Origin of the sequence: Neobacillus niacini, from assembly GCF_023715785.1 — a bacterium.
Classification (GTDB): domain Bacteria; phylum Bacillota; class Bacilli; order Bacillales; family Cytobacillaceae; genus Neobacillus; species Neobacillus niacini_E.
Window position 1 is genome coordinate 1 of the sequence record NZ_JAMBOX010000036.1, and the last position, 15,884, is coordinate 15,884.

Annotated in this window: 15 protein-coding genes, 1 tRNA gene, 1 rRNA gene, 1 other RNA gene and 1 other annotated feature; of the genes, 14 read left to right on the top strand and 4 right to left on the bottom strand. The window is 44.7% G+C overall.

What is annotated here, in order from left to right; translation table 11 throughout:
• A 5S ribosomal RNA gene (gene rrf / locus M3234_RS28430) occupies nucleotides 1–90 on the top strand; the annotation flags it as partial.
• Nucleotides 91–504: 414 nt separating this feature from the next.
• Here the strand turns inward: rrf and M3234_RS28435 are convergent.
• Nucleotides 505–1,455, bottom strand: a complete 951-nt coding sequence (locus tag M3234_RS28435; protein WP_262307892.1) for a YaaC family protein — start codon at nucleotides 1,453–1,455, stop codon at nucleotides 505–507.
• Nucleotides 1,456–1,563: 108 nt separating this feature from the next.
• Between M3234_RS28435 and guaB the strand changes: the two genes are divergently transcribed.
• The 6 genes from guaB (at nucleotide 1,564) to M3234_RS28465 (ending at nucleotide 7,997) form a co-directional block, all read left to right on the top strand.
• Nucleotides 1,564–3,033, top strand: coding sequence for an IMP dehydrogenase (gene guaB, locus M3234_RS28440; RefSeq protein WP_262307893.1), 1,470 nt, complete (start codon nucleotides 1,564–1,566; stop codon nucleotides 3,031–3,033).
• Between the two features lie 212 nt (nucleotides 3,034–3,245).
• On the top strand, nucleotides 3,246–4,553 hold the full coding sequence (locus M3234_RS28445; protein ID WP_262307903.1) for a D-alanyl-D-alanine carboxypeptidase family protein: 1,308 nt from the start codon (nucleotides 3,246–3,248) through the stop codon (nucleotides 4,551–4,553).
• Nucleotides 4,554–4,699: 146 nt separating this feature from the next.
• A complete protein-coding gene (gene pdxS / locus M3234_RS28450) occupies nucleotides 4,700–5,581 on the top strand; it encodes a pyridoxal 5'-phosphate synthase lyase subunit PdxS (protein ID WP_262307894.1) in 882 nt (293 codons plus the stop codon).
• Nucleotides 5,582–6,172: a pyridoxal 5'-phosphate synthase glutaminase subunit PdxT gene (pdxT, locus tag M3234_RS28455; RefSeq protein WP_262307895.1), complete on the top strand. Its 591-nt coding sequence runs from the start codon at nucleotides 5,582–5,584 to the stop codon at nucleotides 6,170–6,172. It abuts the gene before it with no gap.
• Nucleotides 6,173–6,241: 69 nt separating this feature from the next.
• Nucleotides 6,242–6,464 (top strand) — a binding site (T-box leader).
• 64 nt (nucleotides 6,465–6,528) lie between these two features.
• The gene (gene serS / locus M3234_RS28460) at nucleotides 6,529–7,809 is read left to right on the top strand and encodes a serine--tRNA ligase (protein WP_262307896.1); all 1,281 of its coding nucleotides are present in this window, start codon (nucleotides 6,529–6,531) and stop codon (nucleotides 7,807–7,809) included.
• Between the two features lie 95 nt (nucleotides 7,810–7,904).
• Nucleotides 7,905–7,997 (top strand) — tRNA-Ser (locus M3234_RS28465).
• 97 nt (nucleotides 7,998–8,094) lie between these two features.
• On the opposite strand, the gene M3234_RS28470 is transcribed toward M3234_RS28465, so the two are convergent.
• From M3234_RS28470 to M3234_RS28480, 3 genes are all read right to left on the bottom strand, one after another.
• On the bottom strand, nucleotides 8,095–8,790 hold the full coding sequence (locus M3234_RS28470; RefSeq protein ID WP_066322395.1) for a deoxynucleoside kinase: 696 nt from the start codon (nucleotides 8,788–8,790) through the stop codon (nucleotides 8,095–8,097).
• Entirely contained in the window at nucleotides 8,791–9,453 is a 663-nt protein-coding gene (locus M3234_RS28475; RefSeq protein WP_262307904.1) for a deoxynucleoside kinase, read from the bottom strand.
• Between the two features lie 273 nt (nucleotides 9,454–9,726).
• On the bottom strand, nucleotides 9,727–11,016 hold the full coding sequence (locus tag M3234_RS28480; RefSeq protein WP_262307897.1) for a glycoside hydrolase family 18 protein: 1,290 nt from the start codon (nucleotides 11,014–11,016) through the stop codon (nucleotides 9,727–9,729).
• 130 nt (nucleotides 11,017–11,146) lie between these two features.
• Here M3234_RS28480 and tadA point away from each other — a divergent pair, with 130 nt between their 5' ends.
• From tadA to M3234_RS28515, 7 genes are all read left to right on the top strand, one after another.
• Nucleotides 11,147–11,641 (top strand): tRNA adenosine(34) deaminase TadA, encoded by a 495-nt coding sequence (gene tadA, locus M3234_RS28485; RefSeq protein WP_262307898.1) that lies wholly within the window; start codon nucleotides 11,147–11,149, stop codon nucleotides 11,639–11,641.
• A 93-nt stretch (nucleotides 11,642–11,734) separates the two neighbouring features.
• An RNA gene (gene ffs, locus M3234_RS28490) (signal recognition particle sRNA large type) lies at nucleotides 11,735–11,999 on the top strand.
• Nucleotides 12,000–12,143: 144 nt separating this feature from the next.
• The gene (gene dnaX, locus M3234_RS28495; protein ID WP_262307899.1) at nucleotides 12,144–13,835 is read left to right on the top strand and encodes a DNA polymerase III subunit gamma/tau; all 1,692 of its coding nucleotides are present in this window, start codon (nucleotides 12,144–12,146) and stop codon (nucleotides 13,833–13,835) included.
• 122 nt (nucleotides 13,836–13,957) lie between these two features.
• The gene (locus M3234_RS28500) at nucleotides 13,958–14,278 is read left to right on the top strand and encodes a YbaB/EbfC family nucleoid-associated protein (protein WP_262307900.1); all 321 of its coding nucleotides are present in this window, start codon (nucleotides 13,958–13,960) and stop codon (nucleotides 14,276–14,278) included.
• Between the two features lie 67 nt (nucleotides 14,279–14,345).
• Nucleotides 14,346–14,942 carry a recombination mediator RecR gene (gene recR, locus M3234_RS28505; RefSeq protein ID WP_066322415.1) on the top strand — a complete coding sequence of 199 codons (597 nt, stop codon included), beginning with the start codon at nucleotides 14,346–14,348 and terminating at the stop codon, nucleotides 14,940–14,942.
• 40 nt (nucleotides 14,943–14,982) lie between these two features.
• Complete coding sequence (locus M3234_RS28510; protein WP_262307901.1) at nucleotides 14,983–15,198, top strand: YaaL family protein; 216 nt, start codon at nucleotides 14,983–14,985, stop codon at nucleotides 15,196–15,198.
• A 108-nt stretch (nucleotides 15,199–15,306) separates the two neighbouring features.
• Nucleotides 15,307–15,570, top strand: coding sequence for a pro-sigmaK processing inhibitor BofA family protein (locus M3234_RS28515; RefSeq protein WP_262307902.1), 264 nt, complete (start codon nucleotides 15,307–15,309; stop codon nucleotides 15,568–15,570).
• Nucleotides 15,571–15,884: the final 314 nt, after the last annotated feature.

Genomic DNA, 15,884 nt, shown 5'->3' on the forward strand with positions numbered 1-15,884 from the left:
CCCGTTCCCATCCCGAACACGGAAGTTAAGCTTCTCAGCGCCGATGGTAGTTGGGGCGAAAGCCCCTGTGAGAGTAGGACGTTGCCGGGCCAGCGAAAGACAACCTGAAAAATGGTTGTCTTTTTTGTGTTTTTAAAAAAGGTCATTGGCTTTAAAAATGGGGCATCGCAGATATATTGAAATGATCGCGGATATATTGAATTTATCGCAGATATAATCTAATGATCGCAGATATATCTAAGATTATCGCGGATATATAGTGAAACACCGCAGATATAATTTTCTTAGGGGCTAATTGGTGAAAAAAATATCCTAATTTAAGCCTAAAAATATTCCAATTCGACCGACTGGAGCAGTAAACCATTAATTTTTAGCCTCCAACGTGTCAATCGGCCATGTTAGAGCAGTAAAATGCAGAATTTCCTGGCCCCTCTACGCCAACCCCCGCCCATTGAATTAGTCTCACGCCAAATTCTGTCCTTCCACTACGCCAATCCCGCGCACTCACTTCCCCATCAAAAACTGATAAACCAAAAACGGCCCCTTTTTCATCGTGATTTTCAGAAACGACTCAATAAACGGGTAATCCCGGTTCGGCATCATTTTTGTCAGCTCGCTCCACCACTCTGTTTCATAGCGGGCAATCATGCTTAAGTTATATAACAATAAATAATGGACTAGAAGTTCGGGAAAATGAAAAAACTTATCCTTATTGAGCGGCAGCGCCCAGCAACCCTCCTCCAAGTTAAATTTAAGCGGCGAAACTTCCGTCATCCATCTTTCGCTGCCCTCCCCCGAAAAACTCAGCCCTTCATTGGAAAACTCTACTCCACTCACAAATTTTCCACTCAAAAACTCCTTAAACCGATTTTCTGTCATATGAAAGTGGTCAAGCACCGCTTCGGGGACAATCAGATTTCCGTCTTTCTTAACAAGCCTGCAATGTGTTCTTTTTCCTAAAAGTATGGTAAATAATTCGTCCAACTCGGGTATAAGCCGCAATAAATCTTCCATAATGACTTTTTCTCCGTCCAGTTGCTTTAGTTGAAACAATTTTTCCGACATAAATGGGAAAAGTCCGTTTTTTTGCAGTTTTACCTCATCATGGAAAAACTGGTAGTTTTGCTTCTTTCTTTTTCTTGTAGAGACTCCATGGGCCAACACGGCCGTTGTTTCCGGATAGGCGGGGTCAACGGTCAAAATGCAGGCCTTTATTAAATGGACTAAGCCATAAAACAGCAGAATCGGTTTTAAGATCAACGGTGAAGTTGCCGCTTGTTGATAATAAATTTGTCCGTGTTCCAGATAGTAAAGAAAAGCATAGCCATTTTCGTAGCTTTTTTGTTCCGGATTATCAATCTTATTTTTTATATAGCAGTTTTTTAAATAAACCTGGCAATATTCGGCAGAATAGAAACAGGTGTAGCTGCTCCACCCTTTATATACGCTATTCAAAGTAGAATTCACCTTTTTTCTGAAAAGTTAGATTAATACATTCCTCTTGACACTATTTTGTCCAATTGATAACCTACAAATAATATTTTTTACCTGGAGGCCGTTAAAATGTGGGAGAGTAAGTTTGTAAAAGAAGGTTTAACATTTGATGATGTTCTTTTGATTCCTGGGAAATCTGAAGTGCTGCCAAAGGATGTTGATTTGAAGGTTGAATTGTCGCCTACTGTTAAGCTGAATATCCCAATTATCAGTGCCGGGATGGATACGGTCACCGAATCGGAGATGGCGATTGCGATGGCTCGCCAAGGCGGTTTAGGGGTCATTCACAAAAACATGTCGATAGAGCAGCAGGCGGAGCAGGTCGAGAAGGTTAAACGGTCTGAGAGCGGGGTCATAACCGACCCATTTTTCTTGACGCCTGACCACCAAGTATTTGATGCGGAACATTTAATGGGAAAATATCGCATCTCCGGCGTGCCGATTGTCAATAATTTCGAGGAACTAAAGCTGGTCGGGATTATTACCAACCGGGACTTGCGCTTTATTCAGGACCAGGATTATTCGTTTAAAATTTCTGATGTGATGACAAAAGAAAATCTGATCACGGCTCCAGTGGGAACGACATTAAAAGAAGCAGAGAAAATTCTGCAAAAGTACAAAATTGAAAAATTGCCATTGGTTAATGACGAGGGAGTTTTAAAAGGGTTAATTACGATTAAAGACATTGAAAAAGTGATCGAGTTTCCAAACTCGGCGAAAGATAAGCAGGGACGGTTATTGGCAGGTGCTGCGGTCGGCGTGACAAAGGATACGATGCTGCGGGTTAAGGCGCTTGTCGAAGCCGGTGTCGATGTGATTGTCGTGGATACCGCACATGGCCATTCCAAGGGCGTACAAGATACGGTCAGAGAAATTAGGGATGCCTATCCAGCCCTTACAATTGTTGCTGGTAACGTCGCCACTGCCGAAGCAACGAGGGAGTTGATTGAGGCTGGTGCCGATGTCGTAAAAGTCGGAATTGGACCAGGGTCAATTTGTACCACTCGGGTTGTAGCGGGTGTTGGCGTGCCGCAAATTACAGCTGTATATGACTGCGCGGGCGAAGCGATGAAACATGGAAAAACAATCATTGCCGATGGCGGGATTAAATATTCAGGGGATATTGTCAAGGCACTGGCTGCCGGTGGGCATGCAGTCATGCTTGGAAGCATGCTTGCTGGAGTTACCGAAAGCCCGGGCGAAACGGAGATCTTCCAAGGACGCCGCTTTAAGGTGTATCGCGGTATGGGTTCCGTTGCGGCAATGGAAAAAGGCTCAAAGGATCGCTATTTCCAAGAGGAAAATAAAAAGTTTGTTCCGGAGGGAATTGAGGGCCGTCTGCCATACAAAGGACCGCTTGCCGATACCATCTATCAGCTTGTTGGCGGCATTCGCTCTGGAATGGGCTACTGCGGTTCAAAGGATTTGGAGGCATTAAGAATGAACGCCCAATTTGTCCGCATGACTGGTGCGGGCTTAAGGGAAAGCCATCCGCATGATGTCCAAATCACCAAAGAAGCACCAAACTACTCCATGTAATGATTGAAAAGAGAGACGCTCCGACGTCTCTCTTTTTGTTGCTAAATAGCAATATCTAAGCAGAAAATTGGTAAACAATGCGTCAATGGTCTGTCTATGATTTGTAATAGAGTTATGTTAAAATAACCAAAGTGCATAAATTTTGTTGGAGGGCTTTTACAGTGAATAAACAGGGTTTAAAGAAGTATGTTGCCAGCATTTTGGCATGTTTGATGTTCTTCAGCCTTTTTGCCGGCTTGGATCGAGCAGAAGCGGCACCGGCTTTAAATATTAATGCCGATGGGGCAATTTTGATTGATGCGGAAACAGGAAAGGTTTTATATGAAAAAAATGGTGATAGCGTCCTGGGTGTCGCCAGTATGACAAAAATGATGACAGAATATCTCTTGTCCGATGCGATTAAGCATGGAAAGGTAAAATGGGATCAGGAATATCAGGTGAGCGATCTGGTTTATAAGATTTCCCAAAATCGCACATTGTCCAATGTCCCGTTACGTCAGGACGGAAAGTATACAGTACGGGAATTATATGAAGCGATGGTGATTTATTCAGCCAATGGTGCGACGATCGCCATTGCTGAGGTGATTGCCGGTTCGGAAACAAATTTTGTTAAAATGATGAATGAAAAAGCAAATAAACTGGGATTAAAGGATTATAAGTTTGTTAACTCCTCAGGGCTAAATAATAAAGACTACCAAGGCCAGCATCCACAAGGGACAGGCGCTGACGAAGAAAACGTTATGTCACCGCGGGCTGTGGCGAAGCTTGCTTTTTATTTGATTAACGAATACCCCGAAGTATTAAAGACAGCAAGCATTCCAAGGAAAACTTTCCGTGAAGGAACGCCAGACCGCATTGAGATGATTAACTGGAATGAAATGCTTCCGACATTAAAGTACAATTACGAAGGAATCGATGGTTTGAAAACAGGTACGACTGATTTCGCCGGCTATTGCTTTACCGGGACAGCAAGCCGTGATGGAAAGAGATTTATTACAGTCGTGCAAAACGCTGTAGACGCAAGCGGAAAAGGAAGCTATAAAGCCCGTTTTGATGAAACAAGGAAAATGCTTGATTATGCGTTTAATAATACGACAAAAGAGGAAATTATTCCAAAGCATTATCAGGTTAAGGGCAATAAAACACTTCCAGTCGTAAAAGGCAAAGAGGACCAAGTGAAAATTTATACCAAATCAGCCATTAATATGATCATAGAAAATGGAGAAAAAGAAAACTTCAAACCAGTATTAGTCCTTGATAAAAAGAAAATCAATAAAAAAGGTCAACTGACCGCGCCGATTAAAAAAGGCGAAAAGGTCGGCTATTTAACAGTTGAGCCTAAGAGTGGCGAAAAGATCAGCTATTTGACAGAAGAGGGCCAAAAGAAAGTACAAGTAGATGTCATTGCTGCCCAGGACGTGGAAAAGGCGAACTGGTTTGTGCTTATGATGCGCGGCATCGGCAACTTCTTTGGCGATGTTTGGAGCGGCATTTCATCCACCGTTAAAGGCTGGTTTTAAAACGATTCGGTAAATTATGGAAAGGGTTCTTGTCTTGACAGGAATCCTTTTTTGTTGCTTTAATGATTTTATGGAATAAATAATTCCGACTGATATGAATGCAATTATTTTTCTAAATATTTTGATGGCTGAGGGGGATATATTAAATGAGAACTGGTACCGATCGGGTAAAACGCGGAATGGCGGAAATGCAAAAGGGCGGCGTCATCATGGACGTAGTCAATGCCGAACAGGCGAAAATCGCTGAAGAAGCCGGAGCAGTTGCGGTCATGGCGTTGGAGCGTGTTCCTTCGGATATCCGCGCTGCCGGCGGAGTGGCTAGGATGGCAGACCCAAGAATCATTGAAGAGGTTATAAATGCTGTTTCGATTCCGGTTATGGCAAAGGCAAGGATTGGCCATATTGTCGAGGCGCGTGTTCTTGAAGCAATGGGCGTGGATTATATCGACGAAAGCGAAGTTTTAACACCTGCAGATGAAGAGTATCATTTATTAAAAAGTGACTATACCGTTCCATTTGTTTGCGGATGCCGTGACCTTGGCGAAGCTGCCCGCCGGATTGGTGAAGGAGCTTCTATGCTTCGTACAAAAGGTGAGCCTGGAACTGGCAACATTGTCGAGGCTGTCCGTCATATCCGCAAGGTAAATGCACAGGTTCGTAAAGTAGTTTCCATGAACGAGGACGAGCTTATGACAGAAGCTAAGCTTTTGGGTGCACCATACGAAATTCTTCTTGAAATCAAGCGCCTTGGCCGCCTTCCAGTGGTTAACTTTGCTGCCGGTGGTGTCGCAACACCTGCAGATGCAGCGTTAATGATGCAATTAGGTTCTGACGGTGTATTTGTCGGTTCCGGTATCTTCAAATCAGAAAACCCGGCCAAATTTGCTAGAGCGATTGTTGAAGCTACGACACATTATCAGGATTATAAATTAATTGCCGAGCTTTCCAAGAATCTTGGCACACCGATGAAGGGGATTGAAATTTCATCACTGGCACCGGAAGCGCGGATGCAGGAGCGTGGATGGTAAATGACTAAAATAGGCGTTCTAGCATTGCAGGGGGCTGTCCGGGAGCATATCCAATCACTCGAAGCTTGCGGTGTTGAAGCGGTTGCCATTAAACGAACAGAACAACTGGATGAAGTGGATGGCCTGATTCTCCCTGGCGGTGAAAGCACGACAATGCGCCGGTTGATTGATAAATATGATTTCTTGAATCCATTAAAGGAATTTGTCCGTACTGGGAAACCAATGTTTGGCACATGCGCGGGGCTCATTCTCTTGGCAAAGAATATTGTTGGCTACAGTGAGCCGCATCTAGGTGTGATGGACGTTACGGTCGAGCGCAATTCCTTTGGCCGCCAGGTTGACAGCTTCGAGGCTGACCTCGCGATCAAGGATGTCGCTGAGAGCTTTACCGCCGTGTTTATCCGGGCGCCGCATATTGTTGAGGCGGGGGAAAACGTTGAGGTATTATCCAAGCATAACGGCCGGATCGTCGCGGCGCGCGAGGGACAATTCCTTGGCTGTTCCTTCCATCCGGAACTGACCGATGACCATCGCCTCACTGCCTACTTCGTGGGCATGGTCGAGGAAGCTAAGCAAAAGCAGTTAGCCTAATTCGTATAAACTGGTTGCATTTGGATAATAATTATAGTAAATTAAGTTATACAAAAACTTATCATATGCGCTAAAGCAATGAGAGGAACTAGTAACAAGATGTTTATTCTAAAGAGAGCCGGTGGCTGGTGTGAACCGGTGAGTAATGCTTGTGAATCCCTCCTCGAGCAAGGTGTGGAACGCCCCAATGTAGGGGTTAGTAAGTGCTTTCGGTGAAAAACCGTTATTTTTTGAGGTGGACAGTCTAGCACTGTCAACCAGGGTGGTAACGCGGGTAACTCTCGTCCCTGTTTTGGGGCGGGAGTTTTTTGTTTGCCAAAAAACCCCCTGGACTAAATAAAAGGGAGTGTCTAAGCATGTTGGATTTAAAACTCTTAAGGGCAAACTTTGCCGAAGTAAAAGAAAAACTTCAGCATCGCGGCGAGGACTTAACCGATCTTGGCAAGTTTGAAGATTTGGATGTTAAGAGACGCGAGCTGATTGTTGAGGCTGAAAAGCTGAAGTCAAAACGCAATGAAGTATCCCAGCAAGTTGCCCAATTAAAGCGGGAGAAACAAGACGCCGATCACTTAATCAAGGAAATGCGCGAGGTAGGCGACCGCATCAAGGAGCTTGACGATGAACTGAGAGGCGTCGAAGAAACTTTGGAAATGCTGCTGCTAAGCATTCCAAATATCCCGCATGAAAGTGTGCCGGTCGGGGATACAGAGGATGAAAATGTGGAAATCCGCAAATGGGGCGAAGTTCGTGACTTTGGTTTTGAAGCCAAGCCGCATTGGGATGTTGCTGACCATTTGGGGATTCTTGATTTTGAAAGAGCGGGTAAAGTTACCGGCAGCCGGTTTGTATTTTATAAAGGGCTTGGGGCCCGCCTAGAGCGTGCATTGATTAGCTTTATGCTCGATCTCCATGTCGATGAACATGGCTATACCGAGATATTGCCGCCATATATGGTCAACCGCGCCAGCATGACGGGAACCGGCCAGCTGCCTAAGTTCGCCGAGGATGCATTTTTAATTGAAAGCGAGGATTATTTCTTAATCCCGACTGCTGAAGTGCCAGTTACGAATTATTATCGCGATGAAATCTTAAGCGGAGATGAGCTGCCGATTCGCTTTGCAGCCTATAGCGCCTGCTTCCGTTCTGAAGCTGGGTCAGCTGGACGCGATACACGTGGATTGATTCGCCAGCATCAATTTAACAAGGTGGAGCTCGTTAAGTTTGTAAAGCCTGAGGATTCCTATGAGGAGCTTGAAAAATTGACCCATGATGCCGAGCGGGTTCTGCAGCTGTTGGAACTGCCATATCGTGTCCTAAGCATGTGCACGGGTGACCTTGGCTTCACCGCAGCGAAAAAGTATGATATCGAAGTCTGGATTCCGAGCTATGGTACGTATCGCGAGATTTCTTCCTGCAGTAACTTTGAGGCCTTCCAGGCAAGAAGAGCAAATATTCGCTTCCGCCGCGATCCAAAAGCCAAGCCGGAGCATGTTCATACATTGAACGGTTCAGGCCTTGCGATTGGCCGCACGGTAGCTGCCATCCTGGAAAACTATCAGCAGGAAGATGGCAGTGTCGTGATTCCTGCCGCACTGCGTCCATATATGGGCGGCCGTGAGGTTATCAAGGCAGATTAAATACCAACAAATATGCCCGGATGAATAATTTTATCCGGGCTGAATAATAACGTTGACAAGGGAAAAAATATATGATAAATTAACATCTGTCGCATGGAGGAATACCCAAGTCTGGCTGAAGGGATCGGTCTTGAAAACCGACAGGCGGGTTAAACCGCGCGGGGGTTCGAATCCCTCTTCCTCCGCCATCACAAGATAAATACGCGCATAAAAACTGGAGATAAAAATTCGTTACAATTCTTTGTAACGGATTTTTTTTATAAAAAAGAAAAGCACATGCTGGCATTAGCCAATATGTGCTTTTGTTATATATAAAATTTCATTGAGTTTTTCTTCAACCTGGTGGCAAACGCGTTTAGCATCCTTTTCACTTTTCACCACATCAGTTGTATCCATGTCGATGACCAATACTTCGCTGGCATCATAACGGTCCATGACCCATTCGTCGTAGCCCTTCCAAACCTCGAAGTAATATTCCTTTAGTTCCGGGTTGATTTCAAAGCTGCGGCCCCGGGACATAATCCGGTCGATGACCGTGTCAAACGAACCTTTCAGGTATACCATTAAGTCCGGCGCTTTTTTTGGAAGTTCATTAAGCTCTTCCATCATGTTGTCGACCAAATCTTCATAAATCTTGAATTCTAAGGCCGAAATTCTGCCCAAGTTTTTATTTACATAGGCAAAATACCAATCCTCATAAATCGAGCGGTCCTGAATCGTATAGATTGGATTCCGCCAGTTCATGCAGTCTTTTACTGTTTTATAACGCTTATTTAAGAAAAATAATTGCAATAGGAAAGGGATCCGTTTTGCGTCCAGCTCTTCTGGTGTTAGTTCATAATAGAGCGGGAGGATTGGATTATCGTCTACCGTTTCATAAAATACCTTGCTTTCAATTCCTTTAGTTTCAAAGTGTTCTTTTAAAAGGTCGGCGACACTTGTTTTTCCAAGACCGATCATACCGCCAATAACGATGCTCAATTAACATCCCCCGTTCGTTAATGTGTTTGTCCAGCTATTTGTTTTGAGTGTATAGGAAAGTTTCTCGATCATATAATCTAAGTCCTGTTCATTTTTAACGAAATCCAATTCATCACCGTTGAAACGAAGAACAGGTATTTCCGGATGTTCTTTTTCAAAAATGGCCATCGTATGCTCATAGTCAAGGGATAGCTGTTCTAGGTAAAGCGGGCTGATATTTTTTTCAATCTCGCGCCCTCTTAGCTTGATTCGGCTTAGCAGCGTATCAAGGCTGGCGTTTAAATAAATGATTACATTGGGCTTAGGCATATCTTCTGTCAGGATTTGATAAATCTTGTAGTATTTTTGATATTCATCCTGGTTTAGTGACCGCTGGGCAAAAATCAAATTTTTAAAAATGTGATAATCGGCTACAACGGATTGATTTTTGCTTAAGTAATGGGTATTGATATCCCCCAATTGCTTAAAGCGATTGCAGAGGAAAAACATTTCCGTCTGGAAGCTCCATTCCTCAATGTTCTCATAAAATTTCCCCAAGAATGGATTTTCATCAACAATCTCCCGTAGCAGAGGAATCTCAAAGTGCTCCGAAATGGCTTTTGCGAGCGATGTTTTTCCTACACCAATCGGCCCCTCAACGGTTATAAAGGGTATATCCCCCATTCTTTTATCCTCCTTCTCCAACTGCCTGCACGTTCTATCATTAACCGGTTGTCCGGATAATCTATGCAATTTTTCTATTAATTGTCCCCCGAATCCGTCAAGAATCGACAACAATCTGCCGATTTCTTGCAAATTCAGCTTCTCTTCGACACTAGAAATTATTTTATCACACTCTGAAACCGAGGGGGAGATGGAATTTTTGAGGAAATTATTTTTCTGCCCATAAGGTGAAAAAAACTGCCGAAATGACGGCAGTTTCCCTGATAAAAAAATTTATGTTCCTCTTTTTGTCACATTAAAGTTATCGACGATCAGCAGCCAGTTTTGTGGGAAGGCCAACCCAAGCTTCCAATAGCTCATCCCTCTTAAATTGAGCTCCTTTATGAGGTCAAACTTCGCCTGAATCGAGCGGGCATCCTCAAACCACACCTCATGCTGTTTTCCATCTTCGGCCCGATAACGGAAAAATGGTGCCTGTGCTTTCGTGTCATATTCGATGGGAACATTATGCTGAGCAGCCAGCTGGATGGCCTGCTGCGGGCTGACAGCTTTGGCAATCGAGCCCTGGACAAACGGCAGTGTCCAGTCGTAGCCATACAGGTTTTGCCCCATTAAGATTTTATTGGAAGGCATTTCGGTAATCGCATAATCCAGAACTTTCCTTACCTGATCGATGGGTGAAACTGCCATTGCCGGGCCGCCGCTGTAGCCCCATTCATAGGTCATGATGACGACAAAGTCAGCAATTTCCCCATGGGCCCGGTAATCATGAGCCTCATACCATAAGCCTTTTTGTGTGGCGCTCGTCTTCGGCGCCAACGCGGTCGACATCAGCCAGCCTTCACGCTGGAAGCGTTGCTTTGCTTTTCTTAAAAAGCGGTTGTAGGCCTCGCGGTCGGCCGGACGTAAAAATTCAAAATCAAAGTGAATATCGCGGAACCCGTATTTTTTTGCAGTAGCGACAATATTATTAAGAAATCTATCCTGTATGGCGATATCATTCAGCAGGATGCGCCCAAGTTCATCACTGAATTGATCTTGCTCCTGATTATTGATGACCATCATTAACACATTGCGGTTGGCCCTGGCAATCGCCGGGAATTGATTTAGTAAAGGTTCCTTTAATGAGCCATCGCGGTTGACCTGGAAGCTGAATGGCGCCAAATAGGTTAAATACGGTGCGGATTCACGGGCTGCATTTTCCAAAGCAGGGGCAACGGTGGTGCCGCGCGGCTCAACATAGGCATTAAACTCGCCATTTCTTTTTCTACCTTGGGGAATATAAAGACGAAGGCCGACTTGAAGCGGCTGATTGACGGGAATTCGATTGACATTGGCCAGTTCCTGGACAGTAGTGCCGTATCTCCTGGCGATGGTAAATAAGGATTCTCCCGATTGGACGAAATGAAAATGGCCAATAATCGGAATGACCATTGCTTGCCCGACCACTAGATTATTGGGGTTAGGCAGGTCGTTGGCTTCCACTATATCTTGAACAGTTGAATGGTAGGTTCTTGCGATCGTTGTTAACGTTTCATTTCTTTTTACCACGTGGATTTGCATATAAAATCCCTCCCAGCACAAATACGCTACAACCATTCTATGAATGAATGCCCCAATAAATGTTATAATGGGTAATAATTTTTTGTGTGGGAATATCAGATAGAGTTTTTAGAAGGCGGTATTGCGAACAATGGAAAATCAAGATGAACAATTCATGCTCGAAGCAATAAAGGAAGCGAAAAAAGCCGAGCTGCTCGATGAGGTGCCGATTGGAGCTGTCATTGTCAAGAACGGCCAAATCATTGCCCGGGCCCATAACCTCCGGGAAACCGAGCAAATGTCAACAGCCCACGCTGAGGTCTTGGCCGTCGAACAGGCCTGCCGCGAAACCGGCTTTTGGCGTCTTGAGGACACGACCCTGTACGTCACTCTCGAACCGTGTCCGATGTGCACAGGTGCCATCATGTTATCGAGAATCAAACGGGTGGTTTATGGGGCGAGCGATCCAAAAGGCGGCTGTGCCGGAACGCTGATGAATCTCCTCCAGGACGACCGCTTTAACCACCAAAGCGAAGTGACTAAAGGAGTGCTCGAGCAGGAATGCGGCCAGTTGCTGTCCGATTTTTTTCGGAAAATTAGAGACCGAAAGAAGCAGGAAAAGCAGCAACGGATGGACTTACAATAATTTACAGTCAATATCAATTGCATTTTTTTAAGTTTGTTAGTATACTAAGAAGGCGTCAGATACGACGCAACTTAATAATTGGTATCAACTTTGCCGCGCTAGGTGGGGAGGTAGCGGTGCCCTGTACCCGCAATCCGCTCTAGCGGGACGGAATCCCTTCCTGAGGCTGATTGCCTGTAGGGTCTGCCTTAAGTAAGTGGTGTTGACGCCTGGGTCCTGCGCAATGGGAATCCATGAACCATGTCAGGTCCGGAAGGAAGCAGCATTAAGTGGACGCTCTCATGTGCCGCAGGGGTGCCTGGGCCGAGCTAACTGCTTAAGTAACGCTTATGGGCGTCAGTCGAAGGAAGGTGCGCGGCAGTTATTACATATGCCAAAATTAAACTCATCTCGAGACTCGGGATGAGTTTTTTTGTGAACTCTACATATACACTTTGAAATAATGAAAATAGTTACTGTATAATGATAAGGATGGAAAATTTTTTGAAGGGGGCAATGTCTTTTGTCATATCAAGCATTATACCGTGTTTGGCGGCCTCAAACCTTTTTGGATGTAGTCGGGCAAGAGCATGTGACCAAGACATTGCAAAACGCCCTGCTTCAGCAGAAAATCTCGCATGCCTATCTTTTTTCCGGTCCAAGAGGAACAGGGAAAACGAGTGCGGCTAAAATATTGGCAAAGGCAATTAACTGCGAGCGCGCGCCGGTATCAGAACCATGCAACGAATGTGCGGCCTGCCGCGGCATTACCAATGGGACGATTCCGGATGTATTGGAGTTTGACGCTGCATCCAACTCTAGAGTGGAGGAAATGCGCGATGTCCTTGATAAAGTCAAGTTTGCGCCAACTGCCGTCAACTACAAAGTCTACATCATTGATGAAGTGCATATGCTGTCAATCAGTGCGTTCAATGCCCTGCTCAAAACGCTGGAAGAACCGCCGAAGCATGTTATTTTTATTTTGGCAACAACCGAACCGCATAAAATCCCGCTGACGATTATCTCCAGATGTCAGCGCTTTGACTTCCGAAGAATCACTGCCGGTTCGATTGTGAACCGAATGAAGTTGATTGTCGATGAAACCGGGGTAGCCTGTGACGACCGGGCATTACAAATGATTGCCAGGGCGGCGGAAGGCGGGATGCGTGATGCATTAAGCCTGCTTGACCAGGCAATTTCCTACAGCCAGGATCGGGTAACAGTGGAAGATGCATTGACGGTAACCGGGTCTGTTTCGCAAGGTTTTTTAAATGAGATCGGCAAAGCGTTTCAGGACAAGAATGTCGCCGCTGGCTTGGAGGCACTCGAGGAACTGTTATTTCATGGCAAGGATCCAGCACGGTTCATCGAGGATTTGATCCTATTTTATCGGGATATGCTGCTATATAAAACAGCGCCCAATCTCGAGGAGTCGCTGGAGCGAGTCATGCTTGATGATGAGTTCCGGACGTTGGCGGAATCTATGCCGACGGATCAGATTTACGAGCTAATTGAGTTTTTGAATAAAACCCAGCAGGACATGCGCTGGACCAATCATCCAAGAATTTTTCTTGAGGTGGCGATTGTTAAGCTGTGTCAGCTGGAAATGCAGAATGCCCAGCCGGCTCAGTCGGGAAATGTGGAACAATTGCTGTCAAGGATTGAACAGCTGGAAGCCGAACTGCGAAACATAAAGGCCAATGGTGTGGCAGCTGCCCATGCCGAGCCTGCCCAGCAGCAGCAAAGGCCGACACAAAGGTCTTCAAGAAATGCCTTCCAGGCGGCCGTTGGGAAAATTAATGAGGTACTAAAGCATGCCACAAAACAGGACTTAAACCAAATCAAGTCCAATTGGGGCGAAATGCGGAACAGCCTGATGAAATCACATGCGGCGTTGTTAAATGAAACAGAGCCGGTTGCGGCATCGCAGGCAGCGTTTATTTTAAAGTTTAAGCATGAGATGCTCTGTCAAATGGCGATGAGCCGGCATGATTTCCTTGAGGCTGTAACGGCTGCTTTATATAAATTAACCGGCAAACGGTTTGAAATGCTGGGTGTTCCCGAAGAGCAATGGCTGACAATCCGTGAAGATTATATCAACAGCCATCAAGCAGAAGACGGGGAAAATGAATCACCCCCTACTCAGGACGAGGAACCACATATTGCCGAGGCCAAAAAATTATTTGGCGCCGAATTTGTTGAAATAATAGACTAAAAAGAAAAGAGGAAGCGCCCCTAGGCGCTCCGACTAAAAGCCATCACCTTTAGTCGTGTGATGTAATGCTGACGAAGCTTCCCTTGTGAAGCAAGACAATTAATATTGGAGGTAATAGAAGAATGATGCGTGGCGGAATGGGTAATATGCAAAATATGATGAAGCAAATGCAAAAAATGCAAAAAAAGATGGCTGAGGCCCAAGAACAATTGGGACAGGAGAAAATTGAAGGAACAGCCGGCGGCGGAATTGTGACTGTAGTCGTAACTGGCCATAAAGAAGTAATCGATGTCCAGATTAAACCGGAAGCAGTCGACCCGGATGATGTGGAAATGCTGCAAGATCTTGTTTTAGCTGCCGTAAATGATGCGCTTAAGAAAGCCGATGAGCTTTCAAATAGTACAATGGGGCAATTTACTAAGGGATTAAACTTACCATTTTAATTAAACGTGATGCCAAAGTGCTTTGTGACTGCTAAGCACTTTGGCTTTTTTAGAAAGGAAAATAGAAATGCATTATCCAGAACCGATTTCAAAGTTAATTGACAGTTTTATGAAGCTGCCTGGCATCGGGCCAAAAACCGCTGCCCGCTTGGCTTTCTTTGTGCTAGGCATGAAAGAGGACACGGTCCTCGATTTTGCCAAAGCCTTGGTAAACGCCAAACGCAATTTGACCTATTGCTCTGTCTGCGGCCATATTACCGACCAGGATCCTTGTTACATTTGTGAAGATCAGCGCCGCGATCGGAGCATAATATGTGTAGTGCAGGAGCCTAAAGATGTGATAGCAATGGAAAAAATGAAGGAATTTAACGGATTGTATCATGTCCTTCATGGAGCGATTTCCCCGATGGACGGGGTGGGCCCTGAGGATATCAATATTCCGGATTTGCTGAAACGGCTGCAGGATGAAACTGTCCAGGAAGTCATTTTGGCAACCAACCCGAATATTGAAGGTGAAGCCACAGCCATGTATATTTCCCGGTTGTTAAAGCCGTCAGGGATTAAAACAACCAGAATTGCTCACGGTCTGCCGGTGGGCGGAGATCTTGAATATGCCGACGAGGTAACTTTATCGAAAGCATTGGAAGGCAGAAGGGAATTATAAAAAAGAATAGATAATCAGTTGATAGCCGGAGGTTAGATAAATGTTATTTCGGCGTAAAGGACGACTCCGCAAAGAGTATGATGAAAAGGTGTTAACCCAGCTGTATAAATACAAGGAACTTTGGCAGCGGGAGAAATTGCTCTTGGAGAGAAGCCTTGACCCATCAGAAGAGGTAATTTGCCAGACAAAAATTGCGGAAGCAAAATATATTCTCCTTTTAAAAGAGGCAAAGGAAAGAAAAGTCTCATTAAAATAGGTTATTGCCGGCTAAAGCTCAAGCGATCAAATGCTTGAGCTTTTTGGTCTATTTTTATCAGCTTGTACATAGCTTGGTAATAAAAGACTTTGGAGGGGGAACTCTTTTTTGGAACCTGTTTATGTGATCGCTGTATTGGGCGGACTCATCATTTTATTGTTATTTACCGGGTCTCCTTTTAAGCCGGCGCGATTTGCCGGCCAAGCTGTGATAAAAATACTAATAGGAGCCTTATTTTTATTTTTCTTAAACGCATTGGGCAATCGTTATGGCATTCACGTACCCATCAATTTTGTCACGTCAGCAGTATCGGGATTCTTGGGCATCCCAGGCCTGTTTGCATTGGTGGCCATTCAGCAGTTTGTAGTCTAATATAGAAGCCGCTGGAATCCGGCGGTTTTTCTCTTTAAAAAAAATGAATAAAAGGTGTTGACGACTAATAAAGAATGCTGTAATATATTAAAAGTCGTCACTGAGACGGCAAGTGAGTTTTAAAAAAGTTGTTGACTTAAACAACGGAAAATGTTATATTAATAAGGTCGCCTCAAGGCGATTAACGAATTCGATCTTTGAAAACTAAACAAACAAAAACGTCAACAATAAAACATTCATTTCTTTCGAAATGAAGCCAACGTAACTTTTATGAGCTAATCAACTCAACTTTATTGGAGAGTTTGATCCTGGCT